Genomic DNA, 18,991 nt, shown 5'->3' on the forward strand with positions numbered 1-18,991 from the left:
CATGCCGCTGGTCGCGCACAATGCCCTGCCCACCTTCGAGCGCCTGCGCCGGGACGGCATCACGGTGCTGTCGACCGAGCGCGCGGCCAGGCAGGAGATCCGCGAACTGCACGTCGGCCTCCTGAACATGATGCCGGACGCGGCGCTGGAGGCGACCGAGCGGCAGTTCTACCGGCTGGTCGGCGAATCCAACCCGATCGCGCAGTTCTACATGCACCCCTTCACGCTGCCGACGCTGCCGCGCGGCGACAAGGCGCAGGCGCACATCGCGCAGTACTACGAAAGCTTCGAGGCGATCCGCGAGAAGGGGCTCGACGCGCTCATCATCACCGGCGCCAACGTCAGCCACCCCAACCTCGCCGACGAGCCCTTCTGGCAGCCGCTGATCGAGGTCATCGACTGGGCCTGGGACAACGTCACCTCGACGCTGTGCTCGTGCCTCGCCACCCACGCGGTGATGCAGTTCCGCCATGGCCAGACGCGGGTGAAGCAGCCCGCCAAGATCTGGGGCGTGTTCGAGCACCGCGTCACCGACGGCCGCCATCCGCTGGTGGCCGACGTCAACACCCGCTTCGACGTGCCGCATTCGCGCTGGAACGACGTTTCGCGCGCGCAGTTCGAGACGGCCGGCGTCAAGGTGCTGGTCGAGAGCGCCGAGGCCGGCGTGCACCTCGCGGTCTCGCGCGACGGCCTGCGCACGGTGTTCTTCCAGGGGCATCCCGAATACGACACGGTGTCGCTGCTGAAGGAGTACAAGCGCGACCTGCTGCTCGCCGCCGAGGGCAAGCTGCCTGCGTTTCCGCCGTTCCCGGTGCGCTACTTCGACTGCCAGGCGCAGGCGCTGCTGGCGGAATTCGGCCGGCGCCTGCAGGCGGGCGAGGCGCTGGCGTTCCCCGAGGCGCAGGTGCTGCCGCGGCTCGACAACACCTGGCACGACACCGCCGAGGCCGTCGTCGGCAACTGGATCGGCTGCGTCTACCAGGTCACCCATCGCGAGCGCGGCCTGCCCTTCATGCCCGGCATCGATCCCGACAACCCGCTGGGCCTCGCGTGACGCAGGCGCGCGCACACTTCGACGACACCCGGGGCGCGCTGGTCGCCAGCGGCGCCTGGCAGGCGGATGCCGCCGCGGCCCTGCCCGATCTCGGCGGCAAGGAGGTGCGCATCCTCGACGGCAGCGGCGTCACCCGGCTCGACACCAACGGCGCGTGGCTGCTGCTGGCCGCGGCGCGCCCGCAGCCCGGCGCGGCCCTGCCGGAATTGCGCGGCTTCCAGGCGCAGCACCAGGCCATCCTGGAGCTGGTCGCGCAGCATCGCGGGGATACGGGCGCACGGAGCGGGCCGCGCCAGGAAGGCGTGCTCGAGACGATGGGGCGCAGCGCCGTGTCGATGTGGGCGCACGTCCTCGGCCTGCTCGACTTCGTCGGCCGGCTCGTCATCGAGCTGATCGGGCTGGCGGGCCAGCCCGGGCAGTGGCGCTGGCGCGAGTTCGGCGCGCAGATGAGCGCGGTGTTCGCCGGCGCGATCCCCATCGTCGCCGGCATGCTGTTCCTGCTCGGCGTCGTGTTCGCCTATCTGCTCGGCGACCAGGCGCAGCAGTACGGTGCCAACATCTTCGTCGTCGACGGCATGCTGCTTGCGATTCTGCGCGAAATCTCGCCCGTCATCGTCGCGGTCCTGCTGGCCGGGCGCACGGGCGCCGCGATCACCGCGCAGCTCGGCACCATGAAGGTCACCGAAGAGATCGACGCCATCGCCACGCTCGGCCTGTCGCCACTGGCGGTGCTGGTGATCCCGCGCATGATGGCGCTGCTGCTCGCGATGCCGATGCTGGTCTTTATCGGCGACATCGCCGGCATTGCGGGCGGCATGCTGGTGGCGCAGCAGCAGCTCGACATCTCGGCCCACATGTTCATCGACCGGATGGTCGACGTGATCCAGCTGAAGACGCTGATGGTCGGGCTCGGCAAGGCGCCCGTGTTCGCCATCTTCATCGCCATGATCGCCTGCCGCATGGGCTTGTCGGTGACGCGCGACGCGCGCAGCGTCGGCGCCAACACCACGTCGACCGTGGTGCAGAGCCTGGTCGCGATCATTCTCCTCAATGCGATCTTCGCCGTCACCTTCGTCAGGCTGGGCATCTGATGGAAACGGTGATCGAGGTCCGCGACGTCGTCACCACGCTCGGCGGGCACGGCATTCACCGCGGGCTCAGCCTTTCGGTCGGGCGCGGCGAAGTCATCGCGCTGATCGGCGGCAGCGGCACCGGAAAATCAGTGCTGCTGCGCGAGATCATCGGCCTGCTCAAGCCGCAGGCGGGCCGCGTCGAGCTGTTCGGCCAGTCGGTGTGGGACGCGACGGCGGACCAGATGAACGTGCTGCGCCGCCGCTTCGGCGTGCTGTTCCAGGATGGCGCGCTGTTCTCCTCGCTGTCGGTGGAGGACAACGTCGCCACCCCGCTGTTCGAGCATACCGCGCTGCCGCGCGCCACCTGCCGCCGGCTGGCCCGCCTCAAGCTCGCCCTGGCCGGGTTGCCGCCCGACGCCGCCACGAAGCGCCCGAGCGAGCTCTCCGGCGGCATGCGCAAGCGCGTGGCGCTGGCGCGCGCGCTCGCGCTGGATCCGGAACTGCTGTTTCTCGACGAGCCGACGTCCGGCCTCGATCCGATCTCGGCGCGCGCCTTCGACGCGCTGATCCGGCTGCTGGCCGACAGCCTGGGGCTCACCGTATTCCTCGTCACCCACGACTTGGATACACTCTTCTCCATCATCGACCGCGTGATCGTGCTGTCGGACGGCCGCGTGCTCGGCAGCGGCACGGTGGCCGAACTCAAACACATCGACGACCCGTGGCTCCAGGCGTATTTCGCCGCGCGGGCGCACGAGGGAGAACCCAGCCATGGAAACTGAAGGCCGCTACACCCTGGTCGGCGCGCTGGTGCTGCTGGTGGTGGCGCTGATGACGCTCGCGATCGCCTGGCTGACCGGGGCGGCCGACACCATCGCCTACCAGACGTACACGATCTATTTCCGGCAGCAGTCGCTCGACGGGCTCGCGGTCGGCAGCCCGGTGAAGATGCGCGGAATCAAGATCGGCGTCGTCGACGGCTACCGCTTTTCCAGCAAGGAGGACGAGGCGGTCGCGGTGAGCGCCCGGGTCGACGAGGGCGTGCCGGTGCATGCCGGCGCCGTCGCCTTCATCAAGCGCAACCTCGTCACCGGCATCGCCGCCGTCGAGATCGCCAACGGCCCGAGCGAAGCGCCGCTGCTGAGCCGCCCGCCCGAGGGCGAACGTTATCCCGTCATCGCCGAAGGCAGTTCCGACATCGACAAGGTTGCCACCGCCGTGTCGCGGCTCGCGGTGAGCGGCGCGCAGGTGCTCGAGAAGATGAACACGCTGCTGTCCGACGACAACCAGCGTGCGTTCAGCGAGACGCTCGCCAATCTCAACGCACTGTCCGGACATTTGGCCGCCAACCGGCAGACGCTCACCGAGGCGGTGCAGAGCATCCGCGCGGCGTCGGACGAATTCCGCCGCGCCGGCGCCAGCATCGACCAGGCCGCCACGCGCGCCGACGGCACCCTCGCCAGCGTGGGGCAGAACGCCGATGCCGCGTTGAAGCAGGCCGCCGTCGCCATGGAACAGCTGCAGCGCGACGCCGGCCTGATCTCCCGCCAGGTGCAGCAGCTCAGCGAATCGGGGACCCTGCAACTGAACAACGTCGGCCGCGACGTGCGCGCCGGCGCCGACGTGCTCACCACCGCGGGCCAGCGCCTGTCCAATCCGCGCAGCATCCTGTTCGGCCCCGCCAAGGGCCAGCTCGGTCCCGGAGAAACCCTGCCATGACCATCCGTCTCGCCCTGATCGCCCTTGCATTCGCGCTGGGAGGCTGCGTCAATCTCGGCCAGGAATCGGGACCGGGCGTGGTGTACTACGTGCTGGAAGACGGCGTCCGGGCGGCCGCTTCGGCGCAGCCGGGCGACGCCGTGCCGCCGCCGGACGCGCCGCCGCAGGCCGGAGTGCCGACGCTCGCGGTGCTCGACACGCGGACGAGCGGGTTCTACGACGGCGACGCAATCGTCTTCGCCCGCAGCGCCGACACGCGCGGCCAGTACCAGTTCGCGCGCTGGACCGAGCGTCCCGGCCGCCGCCTCTCCGAACTGCTGCGCGCCCGCCTCGAACGCACCGGTCGCTATCGGGTCGTGCCGGGCGGCGGCTACGTGCGCGCCAGGTTCGCGCTCGATACGCGCCTGCTCGAGTTCTATCACGATGCCGCCAGCCAGCCGGGCAAGGTCCGCCTGGCGCTTCGCGCCGAGCTGATCGACCTCGACACGCGCACCCTGCTTGGCCGCCGCACGTTCGAGGAGCAGGTTCCCGTCCAGACCTACGATGCCGCCGGCGCGGCCGCGGCGTCCAGCGTCGCGGCCGGCCGTCTCCTCGACGACCTCGACGCCTGGCTCGCGCGCCTCCGATAAGCACCTACAATTCGGTTAGCGCCCACAACAAAAGGAGAGAGACCATGAAGCGCCTGCTTGCCGTACTGTGCCTGTGCTCCGTCGCCGCCGTCGCCCATGCCGAGATCTCGCAGAAGTTCGGCACCCTCGAAGTCCACTACAACGCCATGACGACCGACGAACTGCTGCCCGAGGTCGCGCGCACGTACAAGATCGAGCGCAGCAAGACGCGCGGCCTCCTGACGATGTCGGTCCTGCGGCAGAACAAGGTCGGCGTGGGCGTGCCGATCCCGGCGAAGCTCACGGTCTACGTCACGAACCTCAGCGAGCAGCTCGCGAGCGTGCCGATGCGGGAGGTGAAGGAGGGGGCCGCGATCTACTATCTCGGCGAATTCCGCGTCGCCCCGCCGGACACCCTCAAGTTCAAGGCGACCGTCGAAGTGCCCGGCGAACCGGCGCACGTCATGAACTTCGACCAGAAGTTCTACAAGTAAGGCATCCGCGCCCTCCGCCGCACAGGGCGATCAGGCGCCGGACCAGGCGGAATAGGCCAGCCGCAGCAGCCCCCACACGCCGAAGCCGGCGACCGCCAGCCCGGCGGCGCGGCGCACCCACAGCCGCTGCATGAAGGGCTGGATCTGGCGCGCGAACAGCCCCATGCCCAGCAGGTTGGGCAGGGTGCCGAGGCCGAACGCCAGCATCAGCGCGGCGCCCGACGTCGCGCTGCCGGCCGCCAGCGCCGACACCAGCACCGAGTACACCAGCCCGCACGGCAGCCAGCCCCACGCCATGCCCGCCAGCAGCGCCTGCGGCAGCGACCTCACCGGCAGCAGCTTCTGGAACAGCGGCTTCACCCGCTCCCACAGCGCGCCGCCGGCACGCTCGAACACCAGCACCCAGCGATTGAAGCCGGCCAGATACAGTCCCAGGAGGATCATCACCGCCTGCGCCAGCAGGTATAGCAGCGTCTGCACCGGCAGGAAGCCGGCCAGCTTGAGCGAGCCGCCGAGCGCGCCCGCCAGCGCGCCGAAGAGCGTGTACGACGATACCCGCCCGAGGTTGTAGGCGAGATGCAGGCGGAACGGCGGCGTGCTGCCGTCGGCGCGGAACGAGAACGCCGCCACGATGCCGCCGCACATGCCGACGCAGTGCACGCCGCCGAGCAGGCCGGCGAGCAGGGCGGTCAGCAGCGAGAATTCGATCATGGCTTCTTCGCCTGTCGCGCAACCAGCCACACCAGCAACAGCACCGGCACCCCGATCAGCGCCGTGCCGGTGAAGAAATTCGCCCAGCCGTAGGCATCGACGAATTCTCCGGAGAAGCCGGCTATGAACTTGGGCAGCAGCAGCATCACCGAGGTGAACAGCGCATACTGCGTGGCCGAATACGCCTGGTTCACCAGGCTGGACAGGTAGGCGACGAAGGCCGACGAGGCGATGCCGGCGGAAAGGTTGTCGGCCGACACCGTGAACACCAGCGCCCCCATGTCGTGCCCGCGCCCCGCCAGCCACACGAAAAGAAGATTGGTCGCCGCCGACAGCAGCGCGCCGAGGAACAGCGTGCGCATCACGCCGAGCCGCATCGTCAGCACGCCGCCGAGCCCGGCGCCGGCGATGGTCATGATCACGCCGAACACCTTGGACACGGTGGCGACCTCGTCCTTGGTGAAGCCCATCTCCTGGTAGAAGGGATTGCTCATCACCCCCATCACCACGTCGGAAATCCGGTACAGCGCGATCAGTGCCAGCATCAGCACGGCCTGCCACTTGTAGCGCTGGACGAAGTCGATGAACGGCGACAGCACCGCATCGTAGAACCACGCGATCGCGTTCAGCGGTCCGTCCGACAATCCCAAATGCGCGAACTTCTCGCGCGCATGCGCCTCGCGCTCGTTCGTCGCGGCGGGAATCCTCCTCTCGGGCTCGCGGATCGTCAGCGTGGTGAAGATGCCCACGACCATCAGCGCCGCCATCGCCGTGTACGCCACCTGCCACGGGGGGAAATCATAGGCCGCCGGGCTGCTGTCGGCGCTCGCCGCGATCCACAGCGCACCCGCGCCCGCGGTGATCATCGCGATGCGGTAGCCCGCCTGGTAGGTCGCCGCCATCGCGCCCTGTTTTTCGACCTCGACCGCCTCGATGCGGTAGGCGTCGAGCGCGATGTCCTGCGTCGCCGAGGCGAAGGCCACCGCCAGCGCGAAATAGACCGTGTGCGCCAGGTTCACCACCGGGTCGGTGTTCGCCATGCCGAAGAGCGCCAGCGCGATGCACACCTGCGAGAGCAGCAGCCAGGCCCGCCGCCGCCCCAGCAGGCGCGTCAGCAGCGGCAGGGGCAGCCGGTCGACCAGCGGCGACCACAGGAACTTGAAGCCGTACGCCAGCCCCACCCACGAGAGATGCCCGATCGTCGCCCGCGCGATGCCCGCCTCCGACAGCCAGAACGACAGCGTGCCGAGCACCAGCAGCAAGGGCAGCCCGGCGGAGAAGCCGAGGAACAGCATGCCGACGACGCGCGGGTGGGCGTAGACCTTGAGGGCGTTGAGCCAGGGATGGCTCAAGGCAGGGGTGGGCATATTCTCGATTGGCTTTCGGTGAACAGGTTGTTTATATTAAAAAAAAGTGGATTGGGGCTATGCGGTCGGCGTTGGGCTTCTGGGACTACCCGGGAGTCCTTCGACTTTCTGGGTGGCTTGCTCCATGGCCTTTTCTGCTGGTTTCCCTCAAGGTGAAAGCTTTCGTCTGTACACGGCTGCAAGCCGCTACTTTATCCGATCGGCATTCACCCAAGCCGAGTAATTTCTGACATTCGAAGGGCTTCTGTGGCCATGGTCGATTCAAATGAGTCGTTAGGATAAGATGGCGCCATGACTCAGCGCATAGAAAAGGCCGCCATTTTCGATCAGCCAGCCTATCCGGCAAGCGAAGCCGCGTACATCCTCAATCTCCCCCCTGCAACAGTGAAAGCCTGGAGTTTTGGGCAGACACGTCGGGACGATGGCAGCGTGCGTTTCAAAGCAGTTATTCGCGCGGCCGATCCGCGTAATAGATTGCTGTCATTTGCCAATCTTTGCGAATTGCATGTTCTGGCTGCGATCCGGCGTGTGCATCGGGTTAGCCTGCCCAAAGTACGTGATAGCGTCGAATTCCTGCGTAGCCAGTTGGGTGCTGACAGGCCGCTGATCGATCGACAGTTCAAAACCAACGGTATCGATCTTTTCGTCGAGCACGCCAGCAAGTTGCTTAACGTGTCGCGTCAGGGACAAGAGGCGCTGCGCGGCGAATTCGAACTCGCACTCGCGCGCATTGAGCGTGACAACCAGGGCAATCCGATCAAACTGTTCCCGTTCAGTCGAACCTCCGAACATACGGCGCAGCAGCCGAAATCCGTGGTCATCGATCCGCGTCTGTCTTTTGGACGTCCTGTTTTGACTCGATCCGCTGTACCCACCGAAGTGATTTTCGACCGCTTCCAGGCCGGCGATTCGCTGGAAGACATGTCGCTCGATTACAACGTTGACGAAAAAGAAATCGAAGAAGCGCTCCGCTTCGAACAGCGCCGCGCCGCCTGAACCGATCACCCTGTTTGTCGATCGTTGCGCCTGGAGCCGTTTATTGGGCGAGGCGCTGGATGCGCTTGACGCAACCTATATTGCCCACCATCAGTATTTTTCACCCGATGCACCGGACGAAGAATGGCTGGCCGTTGCGGGCCGGGAAGGCTGGGTGGTGCTCACTCGTGACAAGCACATCCGCAGACGCCCAGCCGAACTCGAAGCGTTTCGCGAGCACAAGGTCATCGTGTTTGTGTTGGCCGCCGGCAATGCTTCGGCCGCTGAAACGGCCGATCTCATCACACGCCTGTATGGAAAAATCCAGAAACTCGCTACTCAAACCGAGCCGCCCGTCATGTACAGCGTAACCCGCTCTGGGATGGGCAAGCCGATGAAGTTCAAGTAACGGTAGTCTTCTTCCCGCGCTTAACGGGGACAGCAGGCAGCAGCGAAGTCAGCACCTGGTAGCGCTGAAACAGGAACGCCACCCGCTCGGCGTCGGACTTGAAGCCAGATTTGCCGTAGGCCTTGTCCACCGCCGCGTCGAGCTTCTGGTGCGCGCGCAAAAGCGCGGGCGGCATGGTCAGCGGGTCGTAGAGGTCGGCGAGCGAGGCGCCGGGAAAAGCGGCACGTGCGTCGAGCACGGCCTGGGCGGCGGTCTCGATGGCCAGCTTCGTCTTGTCGTCGGGGGCGTCGGGCCAGGGGAAGTTGTTGTAGACGATCTGACCGGTATAGCGATAGCGGCTTTCCAAGCGACCACAAACATATTTCACCCAGGCCATATGCATGCGGGAAGTCATGACGCCAAAGTGAAACAGCGTGGCATCAGGAATGCATAGATTGGCATTTCCAACAATTACTTGGGGCGACAGAAAGCCAATCGGAATAAACTCGCGCCGTTCGGACGAATGGCATGGCACCAGCAAATAGCGGGTCGTGGGTTGACGGATTTCGCCGAACAGCGCGGGTGTCGCGGCGAGTGCCCGCGTAGCCTCTCGACTACTCGCTTCCCGATGGGCTTTGACCTTCTGAACGCGCTCCATGACAGCTGGCATGGCACGCAGTTCTGCAGGTGGACAGTCCTCCAGCCATAAGCACCAACGCGGGATGTTGTTTATGAATTCGTCTGCACCGAGAAAAGGTCTGATCCACTGGGTGGCGGCGGGGCATACGCTCAGCAGTGCCTCTTTCTCTGCATCATTTAGAAATAGATGGCCGCCGTCGTTGGCCATGGAGCCAAAGACGATGGGTGGTACGTCACAAATAACTGTGCGCCGTGATGGCAACGCTACATCCGGGGCATCGACCAGATAGGGGTTGATGTTGGTGGCAATCGTGGCATGTGGCTCGCCATCCAAGTCGTCGTATTCGTAAATCACACGGCGCGTAGGCAGAGACCGAGCAAAGCCAATAATGACGCAATGCACGGCAGCCTTGCCGCGTGCCTCGTTACTCCAGCGGAAGGTTCGATGGGCGAAATGGATGTGCATTCCCTGTGCCAGCATCCATCCCCACAAACTGCCAACTTGCTCGCCCTGGACAATGCTGTTGGTGGAGACAAAGCCTGCGACCACGCCCGGATTCGACTTGGAGTAAGCCGCGGCCTTGATGTACCACGCCGCGACGAAATCCAGCACACCACCGCCTTCAAGCCGTGCAAACAACGGTGCAGCATCAGACTTTTGCTGTGCAGATTGATGCTGCTTGCCAATAAACGGCGGGTTACTCATGACGTAGCTCGCGCGCTCGGCCGGCAGCACGTTGTTCCAGTCTAGCGTGAGCGCGTTGCCGTGGACGATGTGCGGGCTGGTCTTGAGTGGAATGCGGGCGAAGTACATGCCGAATTCCTCGCCGACCCGGAGGTTCATCTGGTGATCGACGAGCCACAGCGCGACCTGGGCGATCTGCGCGGGGAATTCCTCGATCTCGATGCCGTGGAACTGGTCGACGTCGAGCTGGATGGCCTGGTGGATGTCGAGGAAGCGCGAGCCGGGGCCTTCGTTGGACGCGCGCAGGATTTCGAGTTCCAGCAGGCGCAGCTCGCGGTAGGCGATGACGAGGAAGTTACCGCAGCCGCAAGCGGGGTCGAAGAAGGTGAGCGAACGCAGTTTCTTATGGAACTCGAACAGCCGGTTGCGGTTCTTCTTCACCTTGTGGAACTCGTCCCACAGGACGTCGAGGAACAGCGGCTTGATGAGCTTGAGGATGTTTTCCTCGCTGGTGTAGTGCGCGCCAAGATTGCGCCGCGCGGTCTTGTCCATGATGGACTGAAACAGCGCGCCGAAGATGGCCGGAGAAATCGCGCTCCAGTCGAGCGCGCAGGCGTCGAGCAGGGCCTCGCGCATGGCCGAGTCGAAATCGGCGATGGGAATGGCTTCCTCGAACAGGCGGCCGTTGACGTAGGGGAAGGCGGCGAGCTGTTCGTCGAGCGCGGGGCTACGCTTCGGCTCCGGCGTGTTCAGAACCTGGAACAGCTGGGCGAGCAGCGGGCCGAGGTCGGAACCGTCCTCGCGGGTGCGCTCCTCGATGTAGGTGTGTAAGGCTTGCGCCGGCTGGAAGATGCCGGTGTCGTCGGCGAACAGACAGAACAGCAGGCGCACCAGCAGCACTTCAAGCGCGTGGCCGTCATAGCCGGACGCCTTGAGCGCGTCGTGCAGCCGCCCCATATGTTCGGCGGCCCGGATGTTGACCGGGTTCTGCGGCTTGATGTCCTGCGTTTCGTAGCCGGCGACGAAGCCGAAGTGGCGGATGTACTTGTGCAGATCTTTCAGCGCGAATTCACGGGTATCGCCGCTTTCCAGATCGTAGAGGCGGAAGCGGGCGAAGTCGCACACGACGATGTGGCGCGGCAGGTCGCGTTCCTTGATGCCGGGGAAATAATCGAGCGCCTGATTAAAGGCACGGTCGAGGTTCTTGCCGCGCGACTTCTGCTCCACCAGCAGCATGCCGGGCCAGAACAGATCGACGTAGCCCTGGTCGCCGCCGAATTTCTTGACGGCGTGTTCGAAGGTGGCGACGCGCTTGTTGGTGATGCCGAAGATTTCGAAGAAGGCGATCCAGAACGGCTTGGCCTCGCTGTCCTCGCTGGAGGCGTCTGCCCACTCGCGGGAGAAGGCGAGGGCGCGGGACTTGATCTCGTTCCAGGAAAGCGGCATGGCTACGGAGTGTAGTCGTAGTCGACGATCAGCGGCGCGTGGTCGGAAAAGCGCTGGTCCTTGTAGACGCTGGCGGACTTCGCCCTGGCCGCGATGCCGGGGGTGGCGATCTGATAGTCGATGCGCCAGCCGACGTTCTTGGCCCAGGCCTGGCCGCGGTTGCTCCACCAGGTGTAGGCCTCGCCGGTGTGTTCGGGATAAAGGCTGCGGTAGACGTCGACCCAGCCGAGTTCGTCGAACAGGCGCGTCATCCAGGCGCGTTCCTCGGGCAGGAAGCCGGAGTTCTTCTGGTTGGATTTCCAGTTCCTGAGGTCGATCTCGCGGTGGGCGATGTTCCAGTCGCCGCAGATGACGATCTCGCGGCCAGACTTGATCAGCGCCTCGAGGTGGGGGAAAAACTGTTCCATGAAGCGGAACTTGGCCTGCTGGCGCTCCTCGCTGCTGGAGCCGGAAGGCTGGTAGAGCGAGATCACGGCGAGATGGCCGTAGTCGGCTTCGATGTAGCGGCCCTCGGCGTCGAATTCGGGAATGCCGAAGCCTTCGACTATCTGCTGGGGTTGTTGGCGTGTGTAGATGCCGACGCCGCTGTAGCCCTTCTTCTCGGCGTGGTGGAAGGCGCCGGCAAGGCCGTCGCAGGCGACGAGTTCGGGCTTCAGGTCGGCGGCCTGCGCCTTCAGTTCCTGCACGCAGACGACGTCGGCATGCTGTGCGGGCAGCCAGTCGAAGAAACCCTTGGTGGCGGCGGACCGGATGCCGTTGAGGTTGGCCGATATAATTCGCATCAGTTTCGCATTCAAGAAAAGTCAGGAAATGTCCGATTACAGAGCCGAGTTTGTGAAGTTCGCCATTGATTCGAACGTGTTGTGTTTTGGCGAGTTCAAGACCAAGGCGGGGCGCATGAGCCCCTATTTTTTCAACGCGGGGCTGTTCAACGACGGCGACAAGCTGAAGCGGCTGGGCGAATTTTACGCGAAAGCCATCGTCGGCTCGGGGATCGCGTTCGACGTGCTGTTCGGACCAGCCTACAAGGGCATCCCGCTGGCGGCGAGCATCGCGATCGCGCTGTCCGCGATGGGCCGCAACGTGCCGTTCGCCTTCAACCGCAAGGAGGCGAAGGACCACGGCGAGGGCGGCACGGTGGTCGGCGCCGCGCTCAAAGGCAAGGTGCTGATCGTCGACGATGTGATCTCGGCGGGTACCTCGGTGCGCGAGTCGGTCGACCTGATCCGCGCGGCGGGCGCCGAGCCGGCGGGCGTGGTGATCGCGCTGGACCGCATGGAGCGCGGCACCGGAGCGAAATCCGCGGTGCAGGAAGTGCGCGAGCAGTATGGCATTCCGGTGGCGGCGGTGGTCACCCTGGACAACCTGGTGGAGTTTCTGGAACGTGATGCAAAGCGACAAACCGAACTGCAAGCCGTGGCGGCCTACCGGGCGCAATACGGCGTCTAGTCTACTGGCCCTGGGCTTGCTGCTGACAGCGAGCGCGGCGCAGGCCGGGATGTACCGCTGGGTCGACGGCAACGGCCGCGTGCACTACAGCGACACGCCGCCGGCCACCTACAACCAGAGCGGCGGCGTCGAGATGAACAAGCAGGGCGGCGTCGTCAAGCGCACGCAGTCCGAGGCCGAACGCCGCGCCGAGGCCGCGCGCCAGGCGGAGGAGAAGCGCATCCAGGACGAGCAGCAGAAGCAGGCACAACTCGATCGCGCGCTGACCCAGACCTATACCACCGAAGCGGAAATCGACCTCGCACGCGACCGGGCGCTGGAGAACTACAAGCTGATGAACCGGGGGGCCGAAATACGCGCCCGCGCGGTCGATGCCAACCTGGCCGAACTGCGCGGGCGGATTGCGGCGATCGAGAAGGCCGGGCGCCCGGTCAGCCCCAACCTGCGGGCGCAGCTCGATCAGGCGGTCCGCGAGCGCGAGGACCTCACGCGCACCATCCAGGGCAACCAGGAGGCGATGGAGCAGGTGCGCCAGAAGTACGCCGCCGACAAGGCGCGCTTCCGCGAACTGACGGGCAGCAGCAAGTAGCGGTCACCGCGGCGAGGACGCAGACGACAAGGGGCGCAATCGGCGCCCCTTTTTCTTCACTGCAGCCTGGCCTTCAGCAGTTCGTTGACCTGCGCCGGATTGGCCTTGCCGCGGCTGGCCTTCATCACCTGGCCGACCAGGGCGTTGAAGGCCTTTTCCTTGCCGGCGCGGAATTCGTCGACCGACTTCTGGTTGGCGGCGAGCACCTCGTCGACGATCTTTTCCAGTTCGCCGCTGTCCGACATCTGCTTGAGTCCGCGCGCCTCGATGATCGCGTCGACCTCGCCGGCGCCTTCCCACAGGCCTTCGAACACCTGCTTGGCGAGCTTGCCGGAAAGGGTGCCATCCTGGATGCGCGCGATCAGCGCACCGAGCTGGGCGGCGGACACCGGGCTCTGCGCGATGTCGAGTTCGGCCTTGTTGAGTGCGGCGGCGAGTTCGCCCATCACCCAGTTGGCGGCGAGCTTCGCATGCTCCCCTCTCCCTCCGGGAGAGGGACTGGGGGAGAGGGAAGCCAGCACCGCCTCGAAATATTCCGCCGTGGCGCGCGATGAGGTCAGCGCCGTCGCGTCATAAGCCGATAGGCCATCCATGCGGTATTTCGCGAGTTTGACCTGCGGCAGCTCCGGCATTTCGGCACGCACCCGCTCGATCCATTCTTCGGTCAGCCTGACCGGCAGCAGGTCGGGGTCGGGGAAGTAGCGATAGTCGTGCGCCTCTTCCTTGCTGCGCATCATGCGCGTCTCGCCGGTGTCGGGGTCGAACAGCACGGTGGCCTGCTCGATGCGGCCGCCGTCCTCGAGCGTCTCGATCTGCCAGCGCACTTCGTAGTCGATCGCCTGCTGCAGGAAGCGAAAGGAGTTGAGGTTCTTGATCTCGCGGCGGGTGCCGAATTCCTTCTGCCCGACCGGGCGCACGGAGACGTTGGCGTCGACGCGGAAGCTGCCTTCCTGCATGTTGCCGTCGCAGATGCCGATCCAGGTCACCAGCGTGTGCAGCGCTTTCGCATAGGCGACCGCCTCGGCGCTGGAGCGCATCTCCGGCTCGGAGACAATCTCCAGCAGTGGCGTGCCGGCGCGGTTCAAATCGATGCCGGTCATGCCGTGGAAGTCTTCGTGCAGCGACTTGCCGGCATCCTCTTCCAGGTGGGCGCGGGTCAGGTGGATGACGCGCTCTTCCGACTGCCCTGAGCTTGTCGAAGGGACCACGATCGTCAGCGCGCCGCCCTCGACGATGGGCTTGGCGAGCTGGCTGATCTGGTAGCCCTTGGGGAGATCAGGATAGAAGTAGTTCTTGCGGTCGAACACGTTGACGCGGTTGAGCGTGGCGCCGATGGCGAGGCCGAACTTGATCGCGCACTCGACCGCAGCCTTGTTCAGCACGGGCAGCACGCCGGGCAGCGCGATGTCGACCGCGCTCGCCTGGGTGTTGGGCGCGGCGCCGAAGGCGGTGCTGCTGCCGGAGAAGATCTTGGACTGGGTGGCGAGCTGGGTGTGGACTTCCAGCCCGATGACGGTCTCCCACTTCATTGCAGGCCCTCCGGACGACGGGCGTGCCAGTCGGTGACGCGCTGGTACTGATGGGCGACGTTGAGCATCTTCGCCTCGCTGAAATAGTCGCCGACGAGCTGCAGGCCGATCGGCAGGCCCTTCGAGTCGAAGCCGCACGGCAGCGACATGCCCGGCAGGCCGGCGAGGTTGGCGGGGATCGTGTAGAGGTCGTTGAGGTACATCTCGACCGGGTCGTCCGACTTTTCGCCCAGTTTGAACGCGGTGCCGGGCGCAGTGGGACCGAGGATGACGTCGCAGGCCTTGAACGCCTCGGCGAAGTCGTGCGCGATCAGGCGGCGGATCTTCTGGGCCTGGAGATAGTAGGCGTCGTAGTAGCCGTGGCTGAGGACGTAGGTGCCGATCAGGATGCGCCGCTTCACTTCGGCGCCGAAACCCTGCGCGCGGGTCTTGGCGTACATGTCGTTGAGATCGGCGTACTCGGGGGCGCGGTGGCCGTAGCGCACGCCGTCGAAGCGCGACAGGTTGGACGAGGCTTCGGCCGGGGCCAGCACGTAATAGACGGGGATGGCCAATTTGGAATTGGCGAGCGAGATCTCGACCGTCGTCGCACCGAGCTCCTTCAATTCATTGACGGCCGCCTCCACTGCCGCGGCGACCTCGCTGTTGAGGCCCTCGGCGAAGAACTCCTTCGGCAGGCCGACGCGCAGGCCGGCGAGCGGCTGGTCGAGGTCGCGCGCGTAGTCTTCCTTGTCGCGCTCCAGGCTGGTCGAGTCCTTCGAGTCGAAGCCGGTCATCACGTTCAGAAGCAGTGCGCAGTCCTCGGCCGACGGCGCCATCGGCCCGGCCTGGTCGAGACTGGAGGCGAAGGCGATCATGCCGTAGCGCGACACCAGGCCGTAGGTCGGCTTGAGGCCGGTGATGCCGGCGAACGCGGCGGGCTGGCGGATCGAGCCGCCGGTGTCGGTGCCGGTGGCGGCCGGCGCCATGCGCGCGGCGACGCAGGCGGCGGCGCCGCCCGACGAGCCGCCCGGCACGCGGGCGGTATCCCAGGGGTTCTTCACCGCGCCGAAATGGCTGGTCTCGTTCGACGAGCCCATGGCGAACTCGTCCATGTTGGTCTTGCCGAGGCTCGGCATGCCGGCCGCCTTGAAGCGCGCGACCACGGTCGCGTCGTAGGGGGCGACGAAGTTGTGCAGCATCTTCGAGCCGCAGGTCGTGAGCCAGCCGTCGGTGCAGAAGATGTCCTTGTGCGCGATCGGCACGCCGGTGAGCGGGCCGTTCTTCCGGGCGGCGATCAGCGCATCGGCGGCGGCGGCCTCCGCCAGCGTTTTCGCGGGGTCGACCGTGATGAAGGCATTGATCGCCGGATTCAGCGCGGCGATGCGGTCGAGGTAGGCCTGCGCGAGCTCGCGGCTGGACACCTGCTTCGTCGCCAGCTGCGCGGCGAGCGCGGAAACGGAGGCGTCGAACGGGTTCATTCGATCACCCTGGGGACGAGGTAGAGGCCGTTCTCCACCGCCGGGGCGATGGCCTGGAACGCGGCATGGCGGTCGGTTTCGGTGACGCGGTCCTCGCGCAGGCGCTGGGAGACTTCCTGCGCGTGCGCCATCGGCTCGATGCCGGACGTGTCCACCGCCTGCATGGCGGCGATGAGGTCGAAAATCGTGTTGAGCTGGGTCTGCGTCGCCTGCGCCTGGGCATCGTCGATTTCGATGCGCGCAAGGCGGGCGATGCGCTTGACGTCGTCCTGGCTGAGGGACATGGTGGAACCACCTGGTGACTTACGGGAACGAAGCCCGTTAGGGTATCATAGGCCCCTTGTTTTTTCTGCCCTTTCGCCCGCCCGGCGCGGGTGTCGATGCCGCCATGTTCAAGTTTCTGACCAGCTATTTCTCGACCGATCTCGCGATCGACCTCGGTACCGCCAACACGCTGATTTACGTGCGCGACCGCGGCATCGTTCTCGACGAGCCTTCGGTCGTGTCGATCCGCACCGACTCGGCGGCAGGCGGCAAGCGCACGGTGCAGGCCGTGGGCGCGGAAGCCAAGCTGATGCTGGGGCGCACGCCGGGCAACCTGCAGGCGATCCGGCCGATGAAGGACGGCGTGATCGCCGACTTCACCGTCACCGAGCAGATGCTCAAGTATTTCATCAAGAAGGTGCACGACACACGCATGCTGCGGCCCAGCCCGCGCATCATCATCTGTGTGCCGTGCGGCTCGACCCAGGTGGAGCGGCGCGCGATCCGCGAATCGGCGATCGGCGCCGGCGCGCGCCAGGTCTACCTGATCGAGGAGCCGATGGCGGCGGCGATCGGCGCCGGCCTGCCGGTGGCCGAGGCGACCGGCTCGATGGTCGTCGACATCGGCGGCGGCACCACCGAGGTCGGCGTGATCTCGCTTGGCGGCGTGGTGTACGCGAACTCGGTGCGTGTCGGCGGCGACCGCATGGACGAGGCCATCATCAACTACATCCGCCGCAACTACGGCATGCTGATCGGCGAGGCCACCGCCGAGGAGATCAAGAAGCGGATGGGGTCGGCCTTCCCGGGTGCCGAGGTCATGGAGATGGAAGTCAAGGGCCGCAGCCTCGCCGAGGGCGTGCCGCGCAGCTTCAACGTGTCGTCCAACGAAATCCTCGAGGCGCTGACCGAGCCGCTGAATGCCATCGTGAGCGCGGTGAAGCAGGCGCTGGAGCAGACGCCCCCCGAGCTGGGCGCCGACATCGCCGAGAAGGGCATGGTCCTGACCGGCGGCGGCGCGCTGCTGCGCGATCTCGACCGGCTGCTGATGGAAGAGACCGGCCTGCCGGTGATCGTCGCCGACGATCCGCTGACCTGCGTGGTGCGCGGCTCGGGCCGCGCGCTTGAGGAGATGGACAAGCTGGCGTCGGTGTTCACCAACGAGTGAACGCGCGCGCGGTTGACCGGGGCTGCTGACGGCGATGCCAGGCCAGCTCATGTTCGCCCGCCGGCTGGGGCCGACGGCACGCCTGGCCATCTGGCTCCTGATCGGCTTGTCCTGCGTCGTGATCGATGCCCGCTACCACGCGCTCGACACCCTGCGCAGCGGGCTGTCCCTCTTCCTGCAGCCGGTGCGCGAGGTGCTGCGCGTTCCCGGCGACCTCGCCGGCGAAATCGGCGGCTTCTTCGTTCGCCACCGCACCCTGCAGCGCGAGCGCGATGCCCTGCTGGCCGAGCGGGCCCGCCTGCTCGTCGGCGTGAACGAGGGGCGGGAACTCGCGCGGGAAAATGCCGAACTGCGGGCGCTGCTGCAGCTGCAGCAGCGCCCGGGCCAGAAGGTGGTGCACGCCGCCTTCCTGTTCCAGGGCCATGACTGGTTCGCCCAGCGCGTCACGCTCGACGAGGGCGGCAGCGCGGGGGTACGCAGCGGCCTGCCCGTGGTCGATGCCTATGGCCTCGTCGGGCAGGTGACCCGGGTCTATCCGGGGTCGAGCGAGGCGACGCTGGTGAGCAGCCCGGAGCAATTGACCCCGGTGTTCGTCGAACGCACCGGCCAGCGCGGCCTGGCCGCCGGGACCGGGCACGGCCAGATGGAGTTGCGCTACATGCCGGCGCAGACGGATATCCGTGCGGGGGATCGCCTGCTCACCTCGGGCATCGACCGCGTCTACCCGGCGGGGATCCCGGTCGCCGCCGTGCGGCGGGTGTCGCGCTCGCAGTCCAGCCCCTACCTGCGCGTGGAGTGCCAGCCGCTCGCCGGCCTCGATCGTGCACGCGGCGTGCTGGTGCTGATGGCGGAACCGCAGGAGCGTCCGCGATGAACGATTCCCTGCAGCACGCCGGCGGCTGGCGCCGCATCCTCGGCACCCTGGCGCTGGCCGTCTTGATCGAACAGATGCCGTGGTCGGGCTGGGGGCTCGTCGCGCGGCCCGATTTCCTGCTGGTCGCGGTGCTGTTCTGGGCGCTGCACCAGCCTGCGCGCGTCGGTTTCGCCACCGCCTTCCTGCTCGGCTTGCTGACCGACTTCCAGGACGGCCCCGTGTTCGGCCAGCACGCGATCGCCTATGTGATGGCCGCGTACCTGGTGCAGTTCCTGCGCCTGCGGCTGCTGCAGTTCGAGCCGCTGCGCCAGGCCGCGCAGATGTTCCCGATCCTGCTCGGCGCGCAGCTGGTGGTGCTGCTGGTCGGCTGGCTGGCGGTCAATCCGCCGGCGGGGCTGGACATCCTGATTCCGGTGCCGGCGAGCACCCTGCTGTGGTACCTGGTGGCCCTGTTCGGGCGCATCTGGCATGGCAAGGGCGCGCCCCACCGCGCATGAGC

20 protein-coding genes are annotated in these 18,991 nt (G+C 66.3%); 13 read left to right on the forward strand and 7 right to left on the reverse strand.

From position 1 onward, the window contains the following. Position 1 precedes the first annotated feature (1 nt). Genes metA through VA613_RS01545 form a run of 6 tightly spaced genes read left to right on the forward strand, consistent with a single transcriptional unit; the run spans position 2 to position 4,948 of the window. Complete coding sequence (metA, locus tag VA613_RS01520; RefSeq protein WP_324780105.1) at positions 2-1,054, forward strand: homoserine O-succinyltransferase MetA; 1,053 nt, start codon at positions 2-4, stop codon at positions 1,052-1,054. After that, positions 1,051-2,145 carry an MlaE family ABC transporter permease gene (locus tag VA613_RS01525; RefSeq protein WP_324780106.1) on the forward strand — a complete coding sequence of 365 codons (1,095 nt, stop codon included), beginning with the start codon at positions 1,051-1,053 and terminating at the stop codon, positions 2,143-2,145. Before metA ends, VA613_RS01525 begins: the two co-directional genes overlap by 4 nt. Then, a complete protein-coding gene (locus VA613_RS01530; protein WP_407702875.1) occupies positions 2,142-2,909 on the forward strand; it encodes an ABC transporter ATP-binding protein in 768 nt (255 codons plus the stop codon). The genes VA613_RS01525 and VA613_RS01530 overlap by 4 nt, the downstream gene beginning before the upstream one ends. Beyond that, positions 2,899-3,846 (forward strand): MlaD family protein, encoded by a 948-nt coding sequence (locus VA613_RS01535; protein WP_324780108.1) that lies wholly within the window; start codon positions 2,899-2,901, stop codon positions 3,844-3,846. The genes VA613_RS01530 and VA613_RS01535 overlap by 11 nt, the downstream gene beginning before the upstream one ends. Next, positions 3,843-4,475 (forward strand): ABC-type transport auxiliary lipoprotein family protein, encoded by a 633-nt coding sequence (locus VA613_RS01540; RefSeq protein WP_324780109.1) that lies wholly within the window; start codon positions 3,843-3,845, stop codon positions 4,473-4,475. The genes VA613_RS01535 and VA613_RS01540 overlap by 4 nt, the downstream gene beginning before the upstream one ends. A gap of 44 nt (positions 4,476-4,519) precedes the next feature. Next, positions 4,520-4,948, forward strand: coding sequence for a DUF4426 domain-containing protein (locus VA613_RS01545; protein ID WP_324780110.1), 429 nt, complete (start codon positions 4,520-4,522; stop codon positions 4,946-4,948). Positions 4,949-4,978: 30 nt separating this feature from the next. On the opposite strand, the gene VA613_RS01550 is transcribed toward VA613_RS01545, so the two are convergent. Together VA613_RS01550 and VA613_RS01555 are read right to left on the reverse strand one after the other, a co-directional pair. Then, entirely contained in the window at positions 4,979-5,659 is a 681-nt protein-coding gene (locus tag VA613_RS01550; RefSeq protein ID WP_324780111.1) for a sulfite exporter TauE/SafE family protein, read from the reverse strand. Continuing rightward, positions 5,656-7,026: an AmpG family muropeptide MFS transporter gene (locus VA613_RS01555; protein WP_324780112.1), complete on the reverse strand. Its 1,371-nt coding sequence runs from the start codon at positions 7,024-7,026 to the stop codon at positions 5,656-5,658. Before VA613_RS01555 ends, VA613_RS01550 begins: the two co-directional genes overlap by 4 nt. A gap of 291 nt (positions 7,027-7,317) precedes the next feature. Here VA613_RS01555 and VA613_RS01560 point away from each other — a divergent pair, with 291 nt between their 5' ends. Together VA613_RS01560 and VA613_RS01565 are read left to right on the forward strand one after the other, a co-directional pair. Beyond that, the gene (locus VA613_RS01560) at positions 7,318-8,022 is read left to right on the forward strand and encodes a DUF433 domain-containing protein (protein WP_324780113.1); all 705 of its coding nucleotides are present in this window, start codon (positions 7,318-7,320) and stop codon (positions 8,020-8,022) included. Beyond that, positions 7,967-8,410, forward strand: a complete 444-nt coding sequence (locus VA613_RS01565; RefSeq protein ID WP_324780114.1) for a DUF5615 family PIN-like protein — start codon at positions 7,967-7,969, stop codon at positions 8,408-8,410. Before VA613_RS01560 ends, VA613_RS01565 begins: the two co-directional genes overlap by 56 nt. Here the strand turns inward: VA613_RS01565 and VA613_RS01570 are convergent. Both VA613_RS01570 and VA613_RS01575 read right to left on the reverse strand, forming a co-directional pair. Then, entirely contained in the window at positions 8,403-11,159 is a 2,757-nt protein-coding gene (locus VA613_RS01570; protein WP_324780115.1) for a DNA methyltransferase, read from the reverse strand. The genes VA613_RS01565 and VA613_RS01570 overlap by 8 nt on opposite strands. A 2-nt stretch (positions 11,160-11,161) precedes the next feature. Beyond that, entirely contained in the window at positions 11,162-11,941 is a 780-nt protein-coding gene (locus VA613_RS01575) for an exodeoxyribonuclease III (RefSeq protein WP_324780116.1), read from the reverse strand. A gap of 28 nt (positions 11,942-11,969) precedes the next feature. On the opposite strand from VA613_RS01575, the gene pyrE reads away from it, so the two are divergent. Together pyrE and VA613_RS01585 are read left to right on the forward strand one after the other, a co-directional pair. Further along, the gene (gene pyrE / locus VA613_RS01580) at positions 11,970-12,608 is read left to right on the forward strand and encodes an orotate phosphoribosyltransferase (protein WP_324781203.1); all 639 of its coding nucleotides are present in this window, start codon (positions 11,970-11,972) and stop codon (positions 12,606-12,608) included. 16 nt (positions 12,609-12,624) lie between these two features. Next, positions 12,625-13,197 carry a DUF4124 domain-containing protein gene (locus VA613_RS01585; RefSeq protein WP_324780117.1) on the forward strand — a complete coding sequence of 191 codons (573 nt, stop codon included), beginning with the start codon at positions 12,625-12,627 and terminating at the stop codon, positions 13,195-13,197. 56 nt (positions 13,198-13,253) lie between these two features. Here VA613_RS01585 and gatB read toward each other — a convergent pair whose 3' ends face one another. The 3 genes from gatB to gatC are packed head-to-tail and all read right to left on the reverse strand — an operon-like array spanning position 13,254 to position 16,470. Next, positions 13,254-14,726, reverse strand: a complete 1,473-nt coding sequence (gene gatB / locus VA613_RS01590) for an Asp-tRNA(Asn)/Glu-tRNA(Gln) amidotransferase subunit GatB (RefSeq protein WP_324780118.1) — start codon at positions 14,724-14,726, stop codon at positions 13,254-13,256. After that, complete coding sequence (gatA, locus tag VA613_RS01595; RefSeq protein ID WP_324780119.1) at positions 14,723-16,186, reverse strand: Asp-tRNA(Asn)/Glu-tRNA(Gln) amidotransferase subunit GatA; 1,464 nt, start codon at positions 16,184-16,186, stop codon at positions 14,723-14,725. Before gatA ends, gatB begins: the two co-directional genes overlap by 4 nt. Further along, positions 16,183-16,470, reverse strand: coding sequence for an Asp-tRNA(Asn)/Glu-tRNA(Gln) amidotransferase subunit GatC (gatC, locus tag VA613_RS01600; RefSeq protein WP_324780120.1), 288 nt, complete (start codon positions 16,468-16,470; stop codon positions 16,183-16,185). The genes gatA and gatC overlap by 4 nt, the downstream gene beginning before the upstream one ends. Positions 16,471-16,574: 104 nt before the next feature. Here gatC and VA613_RS01605 point away from each other — a divergent pair, with 104 nt between their 5' ends. The 3 genes from VA613_RS01605 to mreD are packed head-to-tail and all read left to right on the forward strand — an operon-like array spanning position 16,575 to position 18,989. Next, positions 16,575-17,618, forward strand: a complete 1,044-nt coding sequence (locus tag VA613_RS01605; protein ID WP_324780121.1) for a rod shape-determining protein — start codon at positions 16,575-16,577, stop codon at positions 17,616-17,618. A 34-nt stretch (positions 17,619-17,652) separates the two neighbouring features. Further along, positions 17,653-18,492 carry a rod shape-determining protein MreC gene (gene mreC, locus VA613_RS01610; RefSeq protein WP_324780122.1) on the forward strand — a complete coding sequence of 280 codons (840 nt, stop codon included), beginning with the start codon at positions 17,653-17,655 and terminating at the stop codon, positions 18,490-18,492. Then, positions 18,489-18,989, forward strand: a complete 501-nt coding sequence (gene mreD / locus VA613_RS01615) for a rod shape-determining protein MreD (protein WP_324780123.1) — start codon at positions 18,489-18,491, stop codon at positions 18,987-18,989. The genes mreC and mreD overlap by 4 nt, the downstream gene beginning before the upstream one ends. The last annotated feature ends 2 nt before the right edge of the window (positions 18,990-18,991 follow it).

It is taken from the genome of Thiobacillus sp. SCUT-2, assembly GCF_035621355.1.
Lineage (GTDB): Bacteria > Pseudomonadota > Gammaproteobacteria > Burkholderiales > Thiobacillaceae > Thiobacillus > Thiobacillus sedimenti.